We start from the raw sequence: 18,761 nt of genomic DNA on the forward strand, positions 1-18,761 counted from the left end.
GGCGGCGTTATCGTCGGTCGACGGACAACCCCGGTCCGCCTCCCTCCTCTGCCTTGCCGGATCGGGCGCGGATGCCACGCTCCCTGATCGACCGCCAACCGGGAGGTGCGCCCTAGCGCGCGCGGCGCTGCAGTCGCTCGAGATCGAGGATTACGACGCTGCGGGGCTCCAGGCGAAGCCAGCCGCGTGACGCGAAGTCAGCGAGGGCCTTGTTGACCGTCTCGCGCGAAGCACCGACGAGCTGAGCCAGCTCTTCCTGCGTGAGGTCGTGGTTGACGTGTACGCCGTCGTCAGCGCGGCGACCGAAGCGGGAAGCCAGATCGAGCAGGGCCTTCGCGACGCGACCGGGCACGTCGGAGAAGACCAGGTCACCGACGACCTCGTTGGTGCGACGCAGACGTCCTGCGAGCTGGTTGAGGAGTGCATGGGCGACATCAGGATGGGCGCTGAGCACCGGGCTGAGCGCTGCGTGGCCGAGGCTCTTGAGCTCGACGTCGGTGACGGCAGTGGCCGTGGCCGAGCGCGGTCCGGGATCGAAGAAGGACAGCTCACCGAACATCTGGCCGGGGCCGAGGATCGCCAACAGGTTCTCGCGACCGTCAGGAGAGGTGCGGCCGAGCTTGACCTTGCCGTCGGTGACGACGTACAGCTGATCGCCGTCATCGCCCTCGTTGAAAAGAATCTCGCCACGGCGAAGGCTCGCCGGGGACATGGAAGCCTCGAGTGCCCCAGCTGCCTCGTCGTCGAGACCTGAGAACAGCGGTGCCTGGCGGAGAACGTCGTCGGTCATGATTCCTTCTGTCCCTGTTGCATGGGTCACAGTGTGTGCACCCGCAGGAAGTTTCCCACATCAGGGCGGGTCATGCGGAGACACTCGCTATCCACGTACGCTGGAGCGCGTGCCGACCGACCCGATGAGACCGGACACGGCACTCGTGCGCCGAGCCCGTCGAGTCAATCGAGTGCTCGCCGAGACCTACCCAGATGCGCGCTGTGAGCTCGATTTCACCAACCCATTCGAGCTGCTCATCGCCACAGTCCTGTCGGCGCAAACGACCGATCGCCGGGTCAATGCGATCACGCCGACCCTGTTTCGTGCTTATCCAGACGCCTTCGCGCTGGCAGCCGCCGATCCTGAGGCAGTCGAGACGATCATCAAGCCCACGGGCTTCTTCCGAGCCAAGACCAAGAGCGTGCTCGGTCTGTCGGCTGCTCTGGTCGAGCACCATGAAGGAGTCGTGCCAGGTCGACTCGAAGATCTGATCAAGCTGCCGGGTGTGGGCCGCAAGACGGCGTTCGTCGTACTCGGCAATGCATTCGACGTGCCCGGACTGACGGTCGACACGCACTTCGCCCGGTTGATCCGACGCCTCGCGTTCGTGACGCCCGAGATCGCGGCTGATCCAGTGAAGGCCGAACACGCGGTCGCCGCGATCTTCCCGCGCAAGGACTGGACGATGTTGAGCCACCACCTGATTTGGCACGGTCGCCGGTGCTGCCACGCCAAGAAGCCCGCGTGCGGTGCCTGCTCGGTGGCCCACTGGTGCCCGGCTTTCGGAACGGGACCGACCGATCCGGTCGAGGCAGCCAAGCTCGTCACCACGCAAGGTCCTGCATGAAGCGAGTGATCGTGGTGGCGCTGCTCTTGGCGCTGGCCGGGTGCACGAGTGCGCCCAGCGGAGAGAAGCCGACGTTCGGTGGTGGCTCTGCACCGGCAGTTGACGAGTCCGCGCTGGCAACCGCCAAAGCCGCGGCCGGCATTGAGGAGTGCCCGGCGAGCAATGCCCCTGTCCCGGACAAGAAGGCATTGCCCGACACCACCCTCGACTGCCTCGGCGGTGGGAAGCGCGTCAATCTCTCCGGAGTCGCTGGAACGCCGACCGTCATCAACCTCTGGGCGTCCTGGTGCGAGCCGTGTCGCAAGGAGCTTCCGCTGCTGGCAAAAGCGGACAAGCAGTACGGATCGGCACTTCGCGTCCTGGGCGTCGATTTTGACGATCCTGCGCCAGACGATGCGATTGAACTGCTCAAGGTTTCCGGCGTGACGTACCCGCAATTGGTCGATCGCGACTCAGCAATCAGGACATCGTTGGCCGTCGTCGGTCTGCCGCAGACAGTATTTGTGGACGCACAGGGGAGAATGGTCGCCACGGAGCGCACACCGTTCCGCTCGTACGCCGAACTCACTGCTGCGATCAAACAACACCTCGGAGTGACTCCATGACGGGCGAGACTGTGCCTGGCGAGAATCTGCCGGAGTGGCTTCGCCCCCTGGCTGAACTCGCCAGCTCGGTTGAGGCTGAGCAGTTGGCACCCACGTTCCCGCATCCTCCGGACAATGCTCGACCCGCAGCCGTACTCATGTTGTTCGCGGACGGAGACGACGGACCCGAGCTGTTGCTCACCGAACGAGCGAGCACCCTTCGCAATCACGCCGGTCAGATCTCGTTCCCGGGCGGAGCGTCAGATCCGGGCGATGCCGATGCGGCTGCCACCGCGTTGCGCGAGGCCCAAGAGGAAGTCGGTCTCGACCCCGCGACGGTCGAGGTGTTCGGGCAGCTCCCGCCACTGTGGGTGCCGCCGAGCAACTTCGCCGTCACGCCGATCCTCGCCTACTGGCGCGAACCACAGCAGCTGCATCCCGTAGACGCTGCTGAAGTCGGCGCGATCATCCATCACCCGATTCGTCAGCTGATGGATCCGGCCAACCGGTTCAGCGTCACCCATCCCTCGGGATGGAAGGGGCCGGGCTTCGACGTCGGCAGCGAGGTTCCGCTCTGGGGCTTCACCGGCGGAATCATCTCTCGCCTGTTCGAACGTCTCGGCTGGGAACAGCCTTGGGACGACACTGTCACCCGACCACTCCCGGAGATCATGTGAATTCCCTCGACCTACTGATCGTCCTCGTGCTGGTGGCATACGCGATCTCTGGCTACTTCCAGGGATTCGTGGTCAACCTCATCGCGACCGTCGGTCTGCTGCTGGGTGGTCTGCTTGCCATCGCGGTGGTCCCCAAGCTGATGTCGGGCCGTACGCCGACGCTGACGACCTCGCTCATTGCGCTCGGAGCCGTGATTGGTGCGGCCGCGATCGGCCAAGGCATCGGCACGTATGTCGGCAGCAATCTGCGCGACGGGTTGAGGTGGCGACCGCTGCGATGGGTCGACGCTGTTGCCGGCAGCGTGCTCAGCATGGTCGCCGTCCTGTGCGCTGCATGGGCACTCGGCTACTCGGTGAGTGGCGCATCGATCCCTTACATCTCCACGGCCTCCCGCGACTCGACGATCCTCGAGAAGGTCGACGGCGTCATGCCCACTCAGGCGAGCGACGTCCTTCGGGCGTTCAACGAGGTGCTCGACTCCAACCTGTTCCCGCGTTACATCGATCCGTTCGAGAACGAGGACATCAAGGCGGTGGCGCCTCCCGACACTGCGACGCTGGCCAGTCTTGGTGTTCGCGAGGCCGCAGGCAGTGTCGTCAAGATCCTCGGTGAGGCGTCCTGTCAGCGCGGGATCGAAGGTTCGGGATTTGCCTACGCACCAGAGCGCATCATGACGAACGCGCACGTGGTCGCCGGTGTCAGCGACCCGGTCGTGGTCATCAGTGGCCGTCGCCTCCCGGCCACCGTTGTCGTGTTCGATCCCAAGCTCGACATCGCCGTACTCCGGGTGGACGGGCTCAACCTGACCCCGCTCGCCTTCGACTCGACCGGCGATCAGGGTGACCCCGCGGCAATCCTCGGGTTCCCCGAGAACGGTCCCTTCGATGCTCGCGCGGCTCGTATCCGAAGCGTGATGGACCTGCGCAGCCCGGACATCTATGACCGTGGCGAGACGGTCCGTGAGACGTACTCGATCCGCGGGCTCGTACGCTCCGGCAACTCCGGCGGGCCGCTGGTGTCTGAGGATGGCGACGTGTACGGCGTGATCTTCGCGGCCTCGGTGACTGACTCATCAACGGGCTATGCCCTCACGGCTGATCAGGTTTCTGCGAATGCCAGCAAGGGACGCTCGTCCACCAGCGAAGTCTCGACCGGAAAATGCGCATGAGAAGAGGGGGCGCCTGATGCGGCGTCTCATCGCGACTGGTTGTGTCGTGATTGCGATGCTCGCCGCGATCGTGACGCTGCCGCTGGCCTGGGTCGCGTCCAATATCGCCGACGAGGACGGCTACGTCGCCTTCACGTCTCCGATGGGTTCAGACCCGGAGCTGCAGAAGGCGTTCGCCGAGTACCTGACCGACTACTTCGTACGTGAGCAGGGGCTTCCGAGCGCCGTGCAGCCGACTGCCGCCAAGGTGCTTGCCGGAGCAGCGGCGAATACCGCCAACGCACCGGGATTCACGAAGGCGTGGGAACAGTCGCAGCGGAGCTCGCACCGGTTGATGTTCGGCCCGAAGGCCAACCAGGACCGGCTCGCCGTCGACCTCGGACCCTTGGCCGACTTCGTGGTCGACCACGCGGCCTCTGGCCTCCCAGTCGCATTGCCGAAGCCCGGCAAGATCGTTCTGCAGGTCAACAATGAGTCGCAGCGCGAAGCGATCGACCAGATCCAGGCGACGAATCACCGCAGCCAGGTTGGCTGGATCGTTGTCGCGGCGGCCGCAGCGCTGTCGCTGCTGTTCGCCAAGCGACGGTCGACAGGGCTCGCCTGGCTGGGTGCTGGTGCACTCGGTGTCGCGGCTCTGCTGAAGGCGGCGACGAGCTACGGCGTACCCAACATCCTCGACAAGACGCCCTCGCCGTCGGGATTCGCACGAACATTGCAGAAACTCCTGGCCGACCGGGCCGCGGACTCATTGAGTCAGTGGTTGGTGTGGCTCACGATTGCCGGCATTGCGGCAATTGTCGCGGGAGTGCTCCTGCGGGTGTCATCCGGCAAGAGCTAGGGACGACGACCGCGGAGTGCTGCGGGGATCGCCTTGGCCGAGGCGATGGTCTTGGTGGGTGCCTTGATCTTCTTGATCGAGTAGATGCCCACGGCAACCAGCACCACAGCGAGCAAGAAGTACGCGCCGGTGACGATCAGGAACGCCCATGCGGGGTGCATACCGGTCATCGTCAGGAAGTACGCCGCCGTGATCGACAGCAGGATGACCATCAGCAGCAGGATGAATCCTGCAACGGCGAACAAACCTGCAGCGAGTCCGCCCGAGATGGCGCTGCTCTTGAGCTCGGACTTGGCCAGCGCGATCTCCGACTGCACGAGCGCGGACATGTCGCGGCTCGCGTCGGCAACCAGACGTCCGATCGTGGGGTCGTCCTGCGCAGAGCTCATGCCATGACCCTACAAGTGCCCGTTTGCCCGCGCAGGTCAGTCCTCATCCTTGCCGGTCTTCATGCCGGATGAGATCAGGTCCATGACTGACGAGTCGGCCAGTGTCGTGGCGTCGCCGACCGTACGGTTCTCGGCAACATCGCGAAGCAGTCGGCGCATGATCTTGCCCGAGCGCGTCTTGGGCAGCTCGGCCACGACCAGGATCCGCTTGGGCTTGGCGATGGCACCAATCTCCTTGGCGACGTGATCCCGAAGCTCCTGGACTACGTCCGCGCCACCGTCACCCGCGGATTCACGCAGGATCACGAACGCGACCGGCGCCTGGCCGGTCATGTCGTCGGTCGCGCCAACCACAGCCGCTTCAGCGACCTTGGGGTGCGACACCAGCGCGGACTCGATCTCGGTCGTCGAGAGGCGGTGCCCGGAGACGTTCATGACATCGTCGACCCGACCCATAAGCCAGATGTCGCCATCGTCGTCCTTCTTGGCACCATCGCCGGCAAAGTACATGTTCTTGAAGCGCGACCAGTAGGTCTCCTTGAACCGCTCGTCGTCGCCCCAGATCGTACGAAGCATCGACGGCCACGGCTCGGTCACGACGAGGTAGCCGCCCTCGCCATTGCCGACGGGCTTGCCGGAGTCATCGACGACGTCGGCGGCGATGCCGGGCAGCGGTGTCATGGCAGATCCGGGCTTGCCAGATGTCACACCGGGCAGCGGGCTGATCATGATGGAACCAGTCTCGGTCTGCCACCACGTGTCGACGATCGGCGCCTTGTCGCCGCCAATGTGCTCGCGGTACCACATGTAGGCCTCGGGGTTGATCGACTCACCCACCGAGCCGAGCAGCCGCAGCGAGCTCAGATCGAAGTCGGCGGGGATCTGCTCGCCCCACTTCATGAACGTACGGATCGCGGTCGGCGCGGTGTAGAACTGCGTCACCTTGAGGTCCTGGATGATCTCCCACCAGCGGCCCTTGTGCGGGGTGTCGGGAGTGCCTTCGTACATGACCTGCGTGACGCCGTTCGCGAGCGGTCCGTAGACGATGTAGGAGTGGCCGGTCACCCAGCCGACGTCGGCGGTGCACCAGTAGATGTCGGTCTCGGGCTTGGTGTCGAAGACGGCCCAGTAGGTGTAGGTGCAGCCGACCATGTAGCCGCCGGTCGTGTGCAGGATGCCCTTGGGCTTGCCGGTCGTGCCGGACGTGTACATGACGTAGAGCGGGTGCTCGGAGTCGAACATCTCCGGAGTGTGGTCTTCGGAGGATTCGTCGACCAGCTCGTGCCACCACACGTCGATGTCGCTGTTGAAAGCAACGTCCTGTCCTGTCCGGCGAACTACAAGGACGTTCTCGACCAAACCGGTGTTGCTGTTGTCGATCTTGATCAGCGCCTCGTCGACGGCCGGCTTGAGTGCGGCGGCAGCCCCACGGCGGTAGCCGCCGTCGGAAGTGATGACCAGTTTGGCCTCGCAGTCGATGATTCGGCTTGCGAGTGCGTCAGCGGAGAAGCCGCCGAAGATGACTGTATGGGGTGCGCCGAGGCGGGCACAGGCGAGCATCGCGATGACGGCCTCAGGGATCATCGGAAGGTAGATCGCGACTCGATCACCCGCGACGATGCCGAGCTCCTCGAGAGCGTTGGCTGCGCGCGAGACCTCGTCCTTGAGCTCCGCGTACGTGATGTCGCGGGTGTCGTCAGCGGGCTCGCCGACCCAGTGCAGCGCGACCTTGTCGCCCTTGCCGGCCTCGACGTGGCGGTCGACGCAGTTGTAGGACGCGTTGAGTGTTCCGCCGACAAACCACTTGGCGAACGGGGGATTGGACCAGTCGAGCACCTCGTCGTACGGAGTGCCCCAGCTGATGCGCTCGGCCTGCTCGGCCCAGAAGCCCAGACGGTCGTTGGCCGCGCGTTCGTACGCCTCGGCCTTGAGGTTGGCATGGGCCGCCAGATCCGCAGGCGGATCGAAATGACGGTCTTCAGTGGACAGGTTGCTGATGCCTTGCTCGCTCACCGCAGTACTCCTCTATCGACGTACGTACTTGCATTGTGTCGCAGGCCACAAGGTGCCTGACAGGTGGTTGCAACGAGGTTGCGGCCCGGAGACGGATGTCTCCGGGCCGCGTTCCCCGATTACTTCTCGGCGCCGGCGCCGGTCATGGCGCGTACGTCGAGCTCGACATATCGCTCTTCCGCTCCAGGATCACTGGACGTCACGGTGCCCAGCCAGCCGAAGAAGAATCCGATCGGAATCGAGATGATTCCTGGGTTGGCCAGCGGGAACCAGCTGAAGTCAGATCCCGTGATCATGGCCGTCTCCGAGCCGGACACGACTGGCGAGAAGATCACCAGTCCGACGCACGAGATCAGTCCGCCGTAGATGCTCCAGACCGCTCCGCGGGTGTTGAACCGCTTCCAGAACAGGTTGTAGAGCAGCGCCGGCAGGTTGGCCGAGGCCGCGACTGCGAAGGCCAACGCCACCAGGAAGGCAATGTTGAGCTTCTGCGCCGGGATCGAGAGTGCGATTGCGACACCACCGATGATGAATGCGGCAAAGCGAGCAACCTTGACTTCCTGCTTCTCGGTGACCTTGCCGCGCTTCCATACGTTGGCGTACAGGTCGTGCGCCACGGACGACGCCGAGGTCAGCGTGAGGCCAGCCACGACCGCGAGGATCGTTGCGAACGCCACGGCCGAGATCAGTGCCAGCAGCACTGCGCCGCCAGTTGATCCGGTGCCGCCGCCGACAGCCTCTGCCAGCAACGGCGAGGCGAGGTTGCCGCCCGACGCCGCTATCTGTTCCTTCGCGTCTCCCTTGACGAGAGCCGCCGCACCGAAGCCGAGGACCAGCGTCATCAGATAGAACGAACCGATGAGGCCGATCGCCCAGAGGACCGACTTGCGGGCCTGACGGGCTGTCGGGACGGTGTAGAAGCGGATCAAGATGTGCGGCAGTCCAGCCGTACCAAGAACCAGTGCAAGGCCGAGTGAGATGAAGTCGATCTTGCTCTCGGTGGACACGCCGTACTTGAGGCCCGGTTCGAGGAAGGCAGCACCGTGGCCGCTCTCCTTTGCAGCCGTGCCGAGCATGTCGGAGATGTTGAAGTTGAACTTCGCCAATACGAGGACCGTGATCAGGATCGTTCCGCCCATCAGTAGGACGGCCTTCACGATCTGGACCCAGGTGGTGCCACGCATGCCGCCGACGACCACGTAGAAGATCATCAGGGCGCCGACTCCGGCGATGGTGAGGTTCTTGGCCGTTTCGGAGCTGACTCCGAGGAGCAGCGCCACGAGTGCACCTGCACCGACCATCTGGGCGAGCAGGTAGAAGATCGACACGACGACCGTCGATGTCGCTGCCGCTGTTCGGACCGGTCGCTGGCTCATACGGAATGCCAACTGGTCGGCCATCGTGAATCGACCGGAGTTTCTCAGCAGCTCAGCAACCAGCAGCAAGGCCACGAGCCAGGCGACAAGGAAGCCGATCGAGTAGAGGAATCCGTCGTATCCAAAGAGCGCGATCGCACCTGAGATACCGAGGAACGATGCGGCCGACATGTAGTCACCGGCGACGGCAAAGCCGTTCTGGGCGCCCGTGAACGAGCGGCCTCCGGCGTAGTAGTCCGACGCGGTTCGGTTGTTTCGGCTGGCCCAGAACGTGATGCCAACGGTGATCAGCACGATCACGATGAACAGCGATGCGGTTAGTGCCTGGTTGCCGCCTTCGTCTGCTGCCATAAGGGCAGTGCTCAAGCTGCTCATCGCTCGATCTCCTGTTCGTACTCATGGCGGAGGCGGTCGGCGATCGGATCCATGCGACGGGCCGCGAAGCGGGCGTACCAAATGGCAATGCCGAAGGTCGTCGCGAACTGAAGCAGTCCGAAGACGAGGGCCACGTTGATGTTGCCGAACAGCTTGTGCGCCATGAAGTCGTGCGCGTAGTTGGACATGAGGACGTACAGCAGGTACCAAGCCATGAACGCAACGGTCAGCGGTACGACGAAGCCGAAGTACGAACGCTTGAGCTCGGCAAACTCTTCTGTGGCGTGTATCCGTTGATAGGCCGCGTGGGCCTCGGTTGACACTTTTTCAGCCACCGTGGGTCACCTCTTTCGTGAAGGCCCACAGCGCAGACGCACGCCGATACCCCCCGGTGGAGTGTGAGCCACGTCACTCGTACCCGTATCTCAGAGTCTTACTCGCTCTCGCCGCCGATACTTTGCGCACGCAGCGGGCCGGCCGGAACCCGAGGCTCCGACCGGCCCTGCTTGTGCGGCTGCGATCAGCTGACGCTGACCGCGTTCCAGGCGGCAGCAACAGCCGACGACTGGGCGCTGCCAGTGCCGTATAGGTCATTGGCCGCGCTCAGAGTCGCAGCCCTGGCGCCGGAGTAGGTCGTGCCCGACGTCATGTAGACCGTCAACGCCCGGTACCAGATCGCTGCAGCGGCAGTGCGCCCGATTCCACCGATCGACGAGCCGTTACAGGTCGGTGAGTTGTGACCGACGCCGCCAATCGACTTCGCTCCCGAACCCTCCGCGAGCAGGTAGAAGAAGTGATTGCCTATGCCCGACGAGTAGTGAACGTCGAGGTTCTTGGCGCTCGACGTCCAGCAGTTCAGTGACGAGCCGTCCGACCCGGGGTTGTCCATACGACGCAGTCCCGCGTGGTTGGCGAGGTCGAACTCTTCACCGATCAGGTAGTCGCCCGGATCGCTGGCGCTGGCTGCGAAGAACTCCACCATGGTGCCGAAGATGTCGCTGGTGGCCTCGTTGAGACCTCCGGACTCACCGGAATACGTGAGCCCTGCGGTGTTCTCCGTTACGCCGTGCGACATTTCATGGCCGGCCACGTCGAGCGAGGTCAGCGGTCCGTACGCAGTGCCGTTGCCATCGCCGTACGTCATCTTCGTGCCGTCCCAGAACGCGTTGACGTAGTTCTTGCCGTAGTGAACGCGGTTGTACGAGCCGGCTCCTGTGCCGAAGATGCCGTTACGCCCGAACGTCGTCTTGTAGTAGTCCCACGTCGTGTCGGTGCCGTACTGCGCATCGACGGCCGCCGACTCACGGCTCGACGTGGTGCCGTTGCCGAAGTGAGTGTCAGTGCTGGTGAAGACCGTGCCAGTGGCGCAACCGATACCCAACAAGCCGCAGAGGGCTGAGTCGGTCTTGTTGTTGACGTCAATCGTGTACGTGTTGCCGCGGGTCGGGTCCTTGAGCTGGAAGCTGGCTCCCGACTGGGTCAGCTTGAGCGGGACGGTGCCGCCATACAGGGACTGACCGTCGCCGTCGACAGTCTGGATGCGCTGCTCGGAGCGGATCGTCTTGCCGGTCTGTGCGTCGACGTACGTGTCCAGGCGACTCGGCGTGCCGTCCTTTTGGGTCCCGGTCCGGGTGACGATCCAGGCGAGGCGGGGTGATGCCGCTGTCGCGTCGACGACCAGCTTGGCGGCTTTGCTCGAGGTCACCTTCAGCAGGGAGAGTGCTTTCGACTTCGAGATGGTCGGGGTGGTCGACAGCGTGAGATCGCGCGCGAGCGTCTGCGAGCTGCCGGTGAAATCGCCACTGGCGTTGCGGTGCACCACCAGGTCGCCGCCGATGACGCGCAACCCGTCGTACGTCCGACGGAGACGTACGTGCGTCGCCCCTGTCGAGTCCTCAAGTGCGTCGATGACCACCAGTCCTTGGTCCGCGCCGACCAACGTCTCAGCCAGGGCGGCACGTGCATCACGAACGGCGTCCGTCGCGTCGCTTCCGGACCTCGAGATGGGTTGCGTCGAAATGACGCGGTCCTTCGGTGCCGCATTGGCTGGCATCCCAGCCGCCGTAATGGCGAGGGCCGCGAGTGCGGCCGTTGTCGCCAGTACATGGGTCTTTCGCATGGCATATCCCCCGATACACACGTGCGTCACCGCGAGGACATCCCCCATGGCATCCGCGTTGTCGGGAGCCTAGGGGACAGGTGATCGCGTGTAAACGGGCTGAGTCCTACGTGAAGGTGAACCAGGACGGAGCTTGCGCCCGGAAGTCGCCGATCGGCAAGACTCCAGCGGCAGCGGGTATGCGTCCGGTCGTCGGCAGGCCAGTGACCTGAGGCAGGTCGGTGAGATTGGAGATGGAGGCCAGATCGGGTTCGGCGGCGCACGAACCGATCACCAGCACAGGCTCGATGCCTGCCTGGCCCAACACCTTGACGGTCAGCGCAAAGTGATTGAGCGAGCCGAGACCTTCACTGCCGACCACGACGACGTCGGCCTCCAGATCGGTGGCGAGATCGAGGATGGTCCGTTCACCCCCGTCGAGGTGGACGAGCAATCCACCGGCACCCTCGATCAGGACGACGTCCGCTTCGATCTCGCGGATCCCGTCGACGTACGTGTCGAGAGGTGGCAGATCGACCTTGTCGATTCGAGCCGCGGCGACCGGAGCTAGGGGCGGCGTCAGGCGCGTGAACTCGTGGATCGCGGTTGATCCAGTGAGCCGCGCGACCTCTTCGAGGTCGGTGGGCTCGCCTGTCGCGATGCCGGTCTGTACGGGCTTCGCCACCGCGACGCTCAACCCGCGCTCCCCAAGCGCCACTAACAGCGCCGCAGTCGCAACGGTCTTGCCGACTCCCGTATCGGTGCCGGTGACCACCACAAACTTCGAGTTCGGAAACGTCATTGAGTCACCGACTGGATGACCTTGCAGGCTGTCGCCAGCTGCTCGTCGTCGAGTCCCGCCGTTGCCGTGATGCGCAGTCGGCTGATGCCGTCGGGCACTGACGGAGGCCGGAAGCAGCCAACCCGTACGCCCAATCGCGCTGCCTCGGCCTGGGCGGCAAGCGCTTCGTGCGGACCAGCCATCGGCACCGACAGGACTGCGCCGGCGACGGGTTCGACGCCGGCGGCCTCTGCAAGCTCGGCAGCGACGGTGTTGACTCGCTCGACCCGGGCAGGTTCGGTCTGCACGATCCGGATCGCTTCGGTCGCCGCGGCTGTCGCGGCCGGGGCCAACCCGGTGTCGTAGATGAACGGCCGTGCTCGGTTGACCAAGTGGTCGATGACGGCGGGACTTCCGAGCACCGCACCACCCTGACTGCCGAGAGCCTTCGACAACGTCATGGTGACGACGATGTCGTCGCGTTCGGCCAAGTCCAACTCGTGCACGAGGCCACGTCCGCCACCTGCCACGCCGATGCCGTGGGCTTCGTCGACCAAAAGGATCGCGTCGAAGCGTTCGCACAGGGCTGCAAGCTCGGGTAGCGGTGCGCGGTCGCCGAGTACCGAGTAGATCGACTCGACCAGCACCATGGCGCGCGACTGGGTGCGCTGACTCAGAGCCTGCTCAACCGCATCGATGTCGTTGTGAGCCACGACCTGCACGGTGCCGCGCGACAACCGGCAGGCATCGACCAGAGATGCGTGGATGTGTGCGTCCGAGATCAACAGGGTGTCGGCGTCGGCAAGAGCGGTGACGGCGCTGAGATTCGCGTGATAGCCGGTCGAATGTACGAGTGCTGCGGGCTGGCCCGTCAAGGCGCTCAGAGCCGCTTCGAGCTCGCTGTGCACCGCAAGTGTGCCCGTGACCAGCCGCGATGCCCCGGCCCCGGCACCCCATGCGACTGCTGCGGACGAGGCTGCAGCGGTGACGCGTGCATCCCGCACCAACCCGAGATAGTCGTTGCCAGCGAGGTCAAGCAGATCGCTGTCGATGTCGCGTGGCTTGAGCGAACGTACGAGTCCGTGCCGCTCGCGCTGCTGCGCGGCGGCTGTCAGCCAGTCGTTGAGGCTCATGCTGCACCTGCCGCAGCTACCAGCGCCGCGGTGATGTCGGCGAGCTCTGCATCCGTGCAGATGTAGGGCGGCATCGTGTAGATCAGATCGCGGAACGGCCTGACCCATACGCCGTGTTCGAGGGCGATCGACGTTGCCGCCGTCATGTCGACCGGATGGTCGAGCTGGATCACACCAACGGCGCCGAGAGTACGTACGTCGATCACGTGCTCGAGCTCAGATGCAGGAGCGAGCCCTCGGGTCAGCTCAGCGTTGATCCGGGCGATGTTGGCTTGCCATTCAGATCCGGTGAGCAGATCGAGGTTGGCGGAGGCGACCGAGCACGCGAGCGGGTTGGCCATGTAGGTCGGTCCGTGCATGAGCGTCCCGGACTCCGAGGCATCGATGCTGGCGGCCACCTCGTTCGTGCACAACACCGCAGCGAGGGTCAGGTAGCCACCGGTCAGGGCCTTGCCGACACACATGATGTCGGGTGTGACCCCGGCATGGTCGCCGCCGAACATCGTTCCGGTCCGGCCGAAGCCTGTGGCGATCTCGTCGTGGATCAGCAGCCACCCATGCTCGTCGGCCTGGGCTCGTAGCCAGGTGAGAACAGTGGGTGGGTAGACGTACATACCGCCGGCGCCCTGCAGCACGGGCTCAACGATGACTGCGGCGATGGTGTCTGAGTGACCGTCGAGCATTGCGGATGCGTCAGCGATCCAGTCGGTGATGTCAGCGTCGATCCCTGCGGGAGGCCTAGGCAGGAACAGTTGCTTCGGCAGGACGTCGGCGAACATCGAATGCATTCCGCCGACCGGATCGCACACGCTCATCGCGCCGAAGGTGTCGCCGTGATAGCCACCGGAGATCGTGACCAACTGAGTGCGCTCGGGCCGGCCTCGACCTCGCTGGCTCTGCAACGCCATCTTGATCGCGACCTCGACGGACACCGAACCGGAGTCCGCGAAGAAGACCTTGTCGAGCCCGTCAGGTGCGAGGTCGATGAGCCGTCGACCGAGCTCAACAGCGGGCTCATGGGTCAGGCCACCGAACATGACGTGAGCCATGGAGCCGAGCTGATCGCGAATGGCGCCGTCGAGCGCGGGGTTGCGATAGCCGTGAATTGCGGCCCACCAGGACGACATCGCATCGATCGGCTGACGGCCATCATCGAGTGTCAGACGTACGCCCTGCGCCGAACGTACGAGCAGCGGGTTGGCGTCGGTGCTCATGGGCGCATAGGGGTGCCACAGGTGATCGCGGTCGAACTCCAGCAGTACGTCCATGGCGTTGCTCAGGCTATCCCTCCAGATTTCGGGGTGCGGCACCGCACCTGAACAGTGTTCAGGATAGATTCCTCCCATGACTGACGTACTCCAGATCGCGCGCGACCACGTCCTCGAGCAGGGCCTCGGCCTCAGCGAGGAGCACCTCGTCCAGATCCTCCAGCTCCCCGATGAGCAGATCCCCGAGCTGCTTGAGCTCGCGCACGCTGTGCGTATGAAGTGGTGCGGTCCCGAGGTTGAGGTCGAGGGCATCGTGTCGCTCAAGACCGGCGGTTGCCCCGAGGACTGTCACTTCTGCAGCCAGTCAGGTCAGTTCCAGTCTCCAGTCCGCTCCGTCTGGCTCAACATTCCCGAGCTCGTCGAGGCTGCCAAGGAAACCGCCAAGACCGGCGCCAGCGAGTTCTGCATCGTGGCCGCCGTACGCGGTCCCGACCAGAAGCTCATGGACCAGGTGCGCGAAGGCATCAAGGCCATCCAGGCTGAGGTCGACATCAACATCGCCTGCTCGCTGGGCATGCTGACGCAGGCGCAGGTCGACGAGTTCGTCGAGATGGGCGTGCACCGCTACAACCACAACCTTGAGGCCGCGAAGTCCTACTTCCCGCAGGTCGTCAGCACCCACTCGTACGAAGAGCGTTGGGACACCTGCCTGATGGTCCGCGAAGCCGGCATGGAGCTGTGCTGCGGCGGTCTCGTCGGCATGGGCGAGACGCTGGAGCAGCGCGCTGAGCTCGCCGTCCAGTTGGCTGAGCTGCGGCCCCACGAGGTTCCGCTCAACTTCCTCAACCCGCGTCCCGGCACACCGTTCGGCGACCAGGAGCTCATGACCTCGCAGGACGCGCTGCGTACGATCGCTGCCTTCCGTCTCGCGATGCCGCACACGATCCTGCGCTACGCCGGTGGCCGCGAGCTCACGCTCGGTGACCTCGGTACCCGCGAGGGACTGCTGGGTGGCGTGAACGCCGTCATTGTCGGCAACTACCTGACGACGCTTGGCCGCGACGCCAACGAGGACATCGACCTGCTGGTCGAGCTCGGCATGCCGATCAAGGAACTCCAGAAGACGCTGTGACGTACTGCGGCCACTGCGGTGAAGACGTCAGCGTCGGCGATCACAACCGGTGCGACGAGCTCCTACTGATGGAGCCGCCGCGCTTCTGCACCAGCTGTCGCCGGCGCATGGTTGTGCAGGTCGTGCCCAATGGCTGGACCGCCCGCTGCGTCGAGCACGGAGTGCTGACCTCCTGAAGGTCTAGCCCTCCTGCTCGAGAGCGGCGGTGACGCGTCGGTGTGCTTCCCAGATCTCCTCAGGCAGGTTGTCGAACTGCTTGAGGTGCTCCTCGCGGTAGCCCATCTCCTGCTGCCAGCGAGCGTTGTCGATCGTGAGGATCGTCTCGAGGTCTTCGGGAGTGATGTCGACTCCGTCGAGGTTGAGCTCTTCAACGGTCGGGATGATGCCGACCGGAGTCTGTCGACCGGAGACCTCGCCGTTCTTGAGCTGCAGGAGCCACAGAAGCGGACGCAGGTTGTCGCGGTAGCCGGGCCACAGGAAGCGGCCGTCGTCTCCGCGCTGGAACCAGTTGACGTGCGCGAAGATCGGCTGCTCCTTGGCGGCGCCGACGATCTTGAGATAGTGCGCCGCGTAGTCGCCCTCGCCGTACGCCATGAACGGGCGGTTCGACATCGGGTCGTAGCGCAGGACGCCTTCCTTGCCCTCGGCGGCTGAGGTGGCCTCGGCACCGAGCGTCAGGCCGTCATAGACGCCTTCGGCAAGGTCGGTGATGGCGCGGATCAGCGGCTCGCGGTCGCGGGTGCGACCACCAAAGATGATCGCGTCGATCGGCACGCCAGCGGCCGCGTTGTAGTCGGCCGCGATGTTGGGCACGTTGTCCAAGGTCGTGGTGAAGCGGCTGTTGGGGTGCGCCCACGGCTCACCGGCCTGCTCGGCCGTGCGGTCCGCGATCGGTGCACCCTTCCAGTCCAGCCAGCCAGCGGTGTCGGCGGGCGGCTCGGGCGTACGGCCTTCCCACCAGACTTCCTTCGTCACCGGGTTGTAGGCGATGTTGGTGAAGATCGACTGGGTGCCTTCGGCGATCGACGCCAAAGCGGTCGGGTTGGTGCCCTCGTTGGTGTCCTTGGCGACGCCGAAGACTCCGTACTCGGGGTTCATGCCGTAGAGCTTGCCGCTGGCCTCGTCGACCCACAGCCACGCGATGTCGTCGCCGTAGAACGAGACGTGATAGCGATCGCCGAGCACGTCGGGGGCGAGCATCATGGCGAGGTTGGTCTTGCCCGAGGCGCTCGGGAAGCCTCCGCAGATGTGGTAATCCTTGCCGGTCTGCTTGTCCTTGATGCCGATGAGCATGTACTGCTCGGCGAGGAACTTGCGCGAGGCCCAGCCGTCGTATGCCGCCTGGCGAAGACCGTGTGCGATCTTGCCGAGCAGTGCGTTGCCGCCGTAGGACGAGCCGAAGTGCAGGATCGTGCGCTCGTCGGCGACGGTCACGAAGTAGCGCTTGTCGTCGGGCGTGCCCTGGCCGAGGTTCTCGAGATCGCCGGTCACGTGGACGGCGCGCACGAACTGGTTGGGGTCTTCGAGGCCTTCGAGGAACTCCGCGCCGACGCGCGACATACGGATCATGTGCAGCACCACGGTGCGAGCGTCGGTGAGCTCAACGCCAGTGGCGTACGGCGCGAGTGCGTTGCCGGGAGGCGCCATCAGATAGGGGATGACGTACATCGTCTTGCCCGCAGAGGCACCGCGCATGCGCTCTTCGAGGAGCGACGTCATCTCCGACGCGGGGCGCCAGTTGTTGTAGACGCCCTTGTCCTTCTCGTCGTTGGTGGCCACGATCGTCCGCTCCTCCGAGCGGGCGGTGTCCTTGACGTAGCTGCGGGAGTAGTAGAGCCCGTCGCCTGCTGGGTCCAGCTCGCCAGCTTCAAGTGCCTCGGCGATCAGTCGTGTGTCGTCAGCGGCGCTGACGACCTCGACTCGTTCGGCGCCGGTCAGATCGGCCCAGTAGTGGACGTACTCACGTACGTGGGGGTTCTTGAGACCCGCTGCGTCGAGTGCTGCATCAATGTCAACCATCGGATGATCATGCCTTTCGGAGAGCGAGAACGCATCATCGGCCCCTATGGACGGGCGCACGCCACCGAGAACGCTACACCAAATGAAGACTTCTTCAAGTGTTGTATTCTACAAGTGAGATACCCAACAGTGGACGGAGGAAGCACATGGCGACGAGTGTTCCGCTTTACCAAGCGAAGGCCGAGCTGTTCCGTACGTTGGGTCATCCTGTCCGGATCAGAGTCCTGGAATTGCTCCAAGGTGGGCCTCATGCCGTCCATGAGCTGCTCGCCAACATTGACGTCGAGTCATCCAATCTCTCCCAGCAGCTCGCGGTGCTTCGTCGCGCTGGGCTGGTGAGCTCATCCCGTGACGGCGCGACCGTGCTCTACACGCTCGCTACTCCGGACGTTGCTCAGCTGTTGCTGTTTGGCCGCAGGATCCTCGCGTCGATGTGGACTGACCAGGAAGGCATGCTCGCCGAACTCCGCGAGTCGGCCGACACGGTGTGAACACCGACCCGGGCCAGCGTCCGACGTCACTTGAACGAACCCAGCGGTGGGTCATCTCGGCGCTCATCACCGCAGTCGCAACATTCCCGACGGGTGCACTCATCATCGCCACCCATCTGATCTACGACGACGACCCGGCAACTGCTGTGGCCTTGTGCATGATGACTGCTGTGCTCGGGGTCATCGCCGTCATCGCGATCTTGCTGATGCACAAGCGCTCGCCTCTGTCGTTCTTCCTGTTCGTTGGTCTGATCCCGGCCAGCTGCTCGGCGATCTGGACCTTCGCGGTCTGAGGTGAACACTGTTCAGGTACGCGGCTAGGCTGCGTACATGAGCAACAGCCTGGACGACGTGGTCTCCGGCGCCCTGGGCGTGCTCGACACCCACGGGCTCGAATTCTGCTCGATGCGGCGGGTGGCATCAGCTCTTGGCGTCCAGCCGAGTGCGCTCTACCACCACGTTCCGGACAAGCAGACCCTCCTGGCGCTCATGGCAGACCGAATCGTTGCCGACGTGCACGCGCCCGTCGACGGTTCTCGGGAACAGCGCGCTCTCGCGGTGTGCCATGGACTGCGCGACGCGATGTTGTCGATCCGAGACGGCGCAGACGTCGTGGCCACCGCATCTGCGTTCCGGCTAGGCGCGTCAGGCATCGAGTCTGACCTAGCCGAGGTGCTCGGCGATCGAGACGGCGCACGCACCCTGCTGCTGTACGTCTTTGGTCACACTCAAGCCACTCAGGATCACCGGTTGGCCAGTGCAGTCGGGGTGCTTGAGGCTGATCCCGACCTCGACGCTTCATTCGACCGCGGTCTCGCGATCGTGATGCGCGGACTTGCCGACTGAAAGTCGGGTAACG

Annotated in this window: 20 protein-coding genes; 10 read left to right on the forward strand and 10 right to left on the reverse strand. The window is 64.5% G+C overall.

Features of this window, described 5'->3' with window-relative positions; translation table 11 throughout:
* Positions 1 to 112: 112 nt before the first annotated feature.
* The gene (locus J2X11_RS02650) at positions 113 to 790 is read right to left on the reverse strand and encodes a Crp/Fnr family transcriptional regulator (RefSeq protein ID WP_309966470.1); all 678 of its coding nucleotides are present in this window, start codon (positions 788 to 790) and stop codon (positions 113 to 115) included.
* Positions 791 to 914: 124 nt separating this feature from the next.
* Between J2X11_RS02650 and nth the strand changes: the two genes are divergently transcribed.
* Genes nth through J2X11_RS02675 form a run of 5 tightly spaced genes read left to right on the forward strand, consistent with a single transcriptional unit; the run spans position 915 to position 4,887 of the window.
* Positions 915 to 1,619, forward strand: a complete 705-nt coding sequence (gene nth, locus J2X11_RS02655) for an endonuclease III (RefSeq protein ID WP_309972274.1) — start codon at positions 915 to 917, stop codon at positions 1,617 to 1,619.
* Positions 1,616 to 2,224, forward strand: coding sequence for a TlpA family protein disulfide reductase (locus J2X11_RS02660; protein ID WP_309966473.1), 609 nt, complete (start codon positions 1,616 to 1,618; stop codon positions 2,222 to 2,224). Before nth ends, J2X11_RS02660 begins: the two co-directional genes overlap by 4 nt.
* Entirely contained in the window at positions 2,221 to 2,880 is a 660-nt protein-coding gene (locus tag J2X11_RS02665; RefSeq protein WP_309966476.1) for an NUDIX hydrolase, read from the forward strand. Before J2X11_RS02660 ends, J2X11_RS02665 begins: the two co-directional genes overlap by 4 nt.
* Positions 2,877 to 4,049, forward strand: coding sequence for a MarP family serine protease (locus tag J2X11_RS02670; RefSeq protein ID WP_309966480.1), 1,173 nt, complete (start codon positions 2,877 to 2,879; stop codon positions 4,047 to 4,049). The genes J2X11_RS02665 and J2X11_RS02670 overlap by 4 nt, the downstream gene beginning before the upstream one ends.
* A gap of 16 nt (positions 4,050 to 4,065) precedes the next feature.
* Entirely contained in the window at positions 4,066 to 4,887 is an 822-nt protein-coding gene (locus J2X11_RS02675; RefSeq protein ID WP_309966483.1) for a hypothetical protein, read from the forward strand.
* On the opposite strand, the gene J2X11_RS02680 is transcribed toward J2X11_RS02675, so the two are convergent.
* The 8 genes from J2X11_RS02680 to J2X11_RS02715 all read right to left on the reverse strand — a co-directional run bounded on the left by J2X11_RS02680 (position 4,884) and on the right by J2X11_RS02715 (position 14,320).
* Entirely contained in the window at positions 4,884 to 5,276 is a 393-nt protein-coding gene (locus J2X11_RS02680; protein ID WP_309966486.1) for a phage holin family protein, read from the reverse strand. The two genes, J2X11_RS02675 and J2X11_RS02680, sit on opposite strands and share 4 nt — an antisense overlap.
* Before the next feature lie 36 nt (positions 5,277 to 5,312).
* Positions 5,313 to 7,289 (reverse strand): acetate--CoA ligase, encoded by a 1,977-nt coding sequence (gene acs / locus J2X11_RS02685; protein ID WP_309966488.1) that lies wholly within the window; start codon positions 7,287 to 7,289, stop codon positions 5,313 to 5,315.
* 119 nt (positions 7,290 to 7,408) lie between these two features.
* Positions 7,409 to 9,040, reverse strand: a complete 1,632-nt coding sequence (locus tag J2X11_RS02690) for a solute symporter family protein (protein ID WP_309966490.1) — start codon at positions 9,038 to 9,040, stop codon at positions 7,409 to 7,411.
* Complete coding sequence (locus J2X11_RS02695; RefSeq protein ID WP_309966492.1) at positions 9,037 to 9,375, reverse strand: DUF485 domain-containing protein; 339 nt, start codon at positions 9,373 to 9,375, stop codon at positions 9,037 to 9,039. Before J2X11_RS02695 ends, J2X11_RS02690 begins: the two co-directional genes overlap by 4 nt.
* A gap of 185 nt (positions 9,376 to 9,560) precedes the next feature.
* A complete protein-coding gene (locus tag J2X11_RS02700) occupies positions 9,561 to 11,159 on the reverse strand; it encodes a M4 family metallopeptidase (protein ID WP_309966495.1) in 1,599 nt (532 codons plus the stop codon).
* Between the two features lie 106 nt (positions 11,160 to 11,265).
* The gene (bioD, locus tag J2X11_RS02705) at positions 11,266 to 11,940 is read right to left on the reverse strand and encodes a dethiobiotin synthase (RefSeq protein WP_309966498.1); all 675 of its coding nucleotides are present in this window, start codon (positions 11,938 to 11,940) and stop codon (positions 11,266 to 11,268) included.
* Positions 11,937 to 13,052 carry an 8-amino-7-oxononanoate synthase gene (locus J2X11_RS02710; protein WP_309966501.1) on the reverse strand — a complete coding sequence of 372 codons (1,116 nt, stop codon included), beginning with the start codon at positions 13,050 to 13,052 and terminating at the stop codon, positions 11,937 to 11,939. Before J2X11_RS02710 ends, bioD begins: the two co-directional genes overlap by 4 nt.
* Complete coding sequence (locus J2X11_RS02715) at positions 13,049 to 14,320, reverse strand: adenosylmethionine--8-amino-7-oxononanoate transaminase (protein WP_309966505.1); 1,272 nt, start codon at positions 14,318 to 14,320, stop codon at positions 13,049 to 13,051. The genes J2X11_RS02710 and J2X11_RS02715 overlap by 4 nt, the downstream gene beginning before the upstream one ends.
* A 76-nt stretch (positions 14,321 to 14,396) precedes the next feature.
* Here J2X11_RS02715 and bioB point away from each other — a divergent pair, with 76 nt between their 5' ends.
* Entirely contained in the window at positions 14,397 to 15,392 is a 996-nt protein-coding gene (gene bioB / locus J2X11_RS02720; RefSeq protein ID WP_309966508.1) for a biotin synthase BioB, read from the forward strand.
* Positions 15,389 to 15,568 (forward strand): biotin synthase auxiliary protein BsaP, encoded by a 180-nt coding sequence (gene bsaP / locus J2X11_RS02725; protein WP_309966511.1) that lies wholly within the window; start codon positions 15,389 to 15,391, stop codon positions 15,566 to 15,568. The genes bioB and bsaP overlap by 4 nt, the downstream gene beginning before the upstream one ends.
* A gap of 4 nt (positions 15,569 to 15,572) precedes the next feature.
* On the opposite strand, the gene J2X11_RS02730 is transcribed toward bsaP, so the two are convergent.
* Positions 15,573 to 17,411 carry a phosphoenolpyruvate carboxykinase (GTP) gene (locus J2X11_RS02730; protein WP_309966514.1) on the reverse strand — a complete coding sequence of 613 codons (1,839 nt, stop codon included), beginning with the start codon at positions 17,409 to 17,411 and terminating at the stop codon, positions 15,573 to 15,575.
* Between the two features lie 146 nt (positions 17,412 to 17,557).
* On the opposite strand from J2X11_RS02730, the gene J2X11_RS02735 reads away from it, so the two are divergent.
* The 3 genes from J2X11_RS02735 to J2X11_RS02745 are packed head-to-tail and all read left to right on the forward strand — an operon-like array spanning position 17,558 to position 18,748.
* A complete protein-coding gene (locus tag J2X11_RS02735) occupies positions 17,558 to 17,902 on the forward strand; it encodes an ArsR/SmtB family transcription factor (RefSeq protein WP_309966516.1) in 345 nt (114 codons plus the stop codon).
* Positions 17,899 to 18,195 (forward strand): hypothetical protein, encoded by a 297-nt coding sequence (locus J2X11_RS02740; protein WP_309966518.1) that lies wholly within the window; start codon positions 17,899 to 17,901, stop codon positions 18,193 to 18,195. Before J2X11_RS02735 ends, J2X11_RS02740 begins: the two co-directional genes overlap by 4 nt.
* 37 nt (positions 18,196 to 18,232) lie before the next feature.
* Entirely contained in the window at positions 18,233 to 18,748 is a 516-nt protein-coding gene (locus tag J2X11_RS02745) for a TetR family transcriptional regulator (protein WP_309966521.1), read from the forward strand.
* Positions 18,749 to 18,761 lie beyond the last annotated feature (13 nt).

This window comes from Aeromicrobium panaciterrae (genome assembly GCF_031457275.1).
GTDB lineage: Bacteria > Actinomycetota > Actinomycetes > Propionibacteriales > Nocardioidaceae > Aeromicrobium > Aeromicrobium panaciterrae_A.

What these genes read in the sequence shown, in the direction of transcription:
- J2X11_RS02735 (WP_309966516.1), top strand. Translation starts at nt 17,558, where the DNA reads ATGGCGACGAGTGTTCCGCTTTACCAAGCGAAGGCCGAGCTGTTCCGT.
- bioB (WP_309966508.1), top strand. Translation starts at nt 14,397, where the DNA reads ATGACTGACGTACTCCAGATCGCGCGCGACCACGTCCTCGAGCAGGGC.
- J2X11_RS02680 (WP_309966486.1), bottom strand. Translation starts at nt 5,276, where the DNA reads ATGAGCTCTGCGCAGGACGACCCCACGATCGGACGTCTGGTTGCCGAC.
- J2X11_RS02700 (WP_309966495.1), bottom strand. Translation starts at nt 11,159, where the DNA reads ATGCGAAAGACCCATGTACTGGCGACAACGGCCGCACTCGCGGCCCTC.
- J2X11_RS02665 (WP_309966476.1), top strand. Translation starts at nt 2,221, where the DNA reads ATGACGGGCGAGACTGTGCCTGGCGAGAATCTGCCGGAGTGGCTTCGC.
- J2X11_RS02690 (WP_309966490.1), bottom strand. Translation starts at nt 9,040, where the DNA reads ATGAGCAGCTTGAGCACTGCCCTTATGGCAGCAGACGAAGGCGGCAAC.
- J2X11_RS02675 (WP_309966483.1), top strand. Translation starts at nt 4,066, where the DNA reads ATGCGGCGTCTCATCGCGACTGGTTGTGTCGTGATTGCGATGCTCGCC.
- J2X11_RS02650 (WP_309966470.1), bottom strand. Translation starts at nt 790, where the DNA reads ATGACCGACGACGTTCTCCGCCAGGCACCGCTGTTCTCAGGTCTCGAC.
- bioD (WP_309966498.1), bottom strand. Translation starts at nt 11,940, where the DNA reads ATGACGTTTCCGAACTCGAAGTTTGTGGTGGTCACCGGCACCGATACG.
- J2X11_RS02745 (WP_309966521.1), top strand. Translation starts at nt 18,233, where the DNA reads ATGAGCAACAGCCTGGACGACGTGGTCTCCGGCGCCCTGGGCGTGCTC.
- J2X11_RS02730 (WP_309966514.1), bottom strand. Translation starts at nt 17,411, where the DNA reads ATGGTTGACATTGATGCAGCACTCGACGCAGCGGGTCTCAAGAACCCC.
- J2X11_RS02715 (WP_309966505.1), bottom strand. Translation starts at nt 14,320, where the DNA reads ATGGACGTACTGCTGGAGTTCGACCGCGATCACCTGTGGCACCCCTAT.
- J2X11_RS02660 (WP_309966473.1), top strand. Translation starts at nt 1,616, where the DNA reads ATGAAGCGAGTGATCGTGGTGGCGCTGCTCTTGGCGCTGGCCGGGTGC.
- nth (WP_309972274.1), top strand. Translation starts at nt 915, where the DNA reads ATGAGACCGGACACGGCACTCGTGCGCCGAGCCCGTCGAGTCAATCGA.
- J2X11_RS02710 (WP_309966501.1), bottom strand. Translation starts at nt 13,052, where the DNA reads ATGAGCCTCAACGACTGGCTGACAGCCGCCGCGCAGCAGCGCGAGCGG.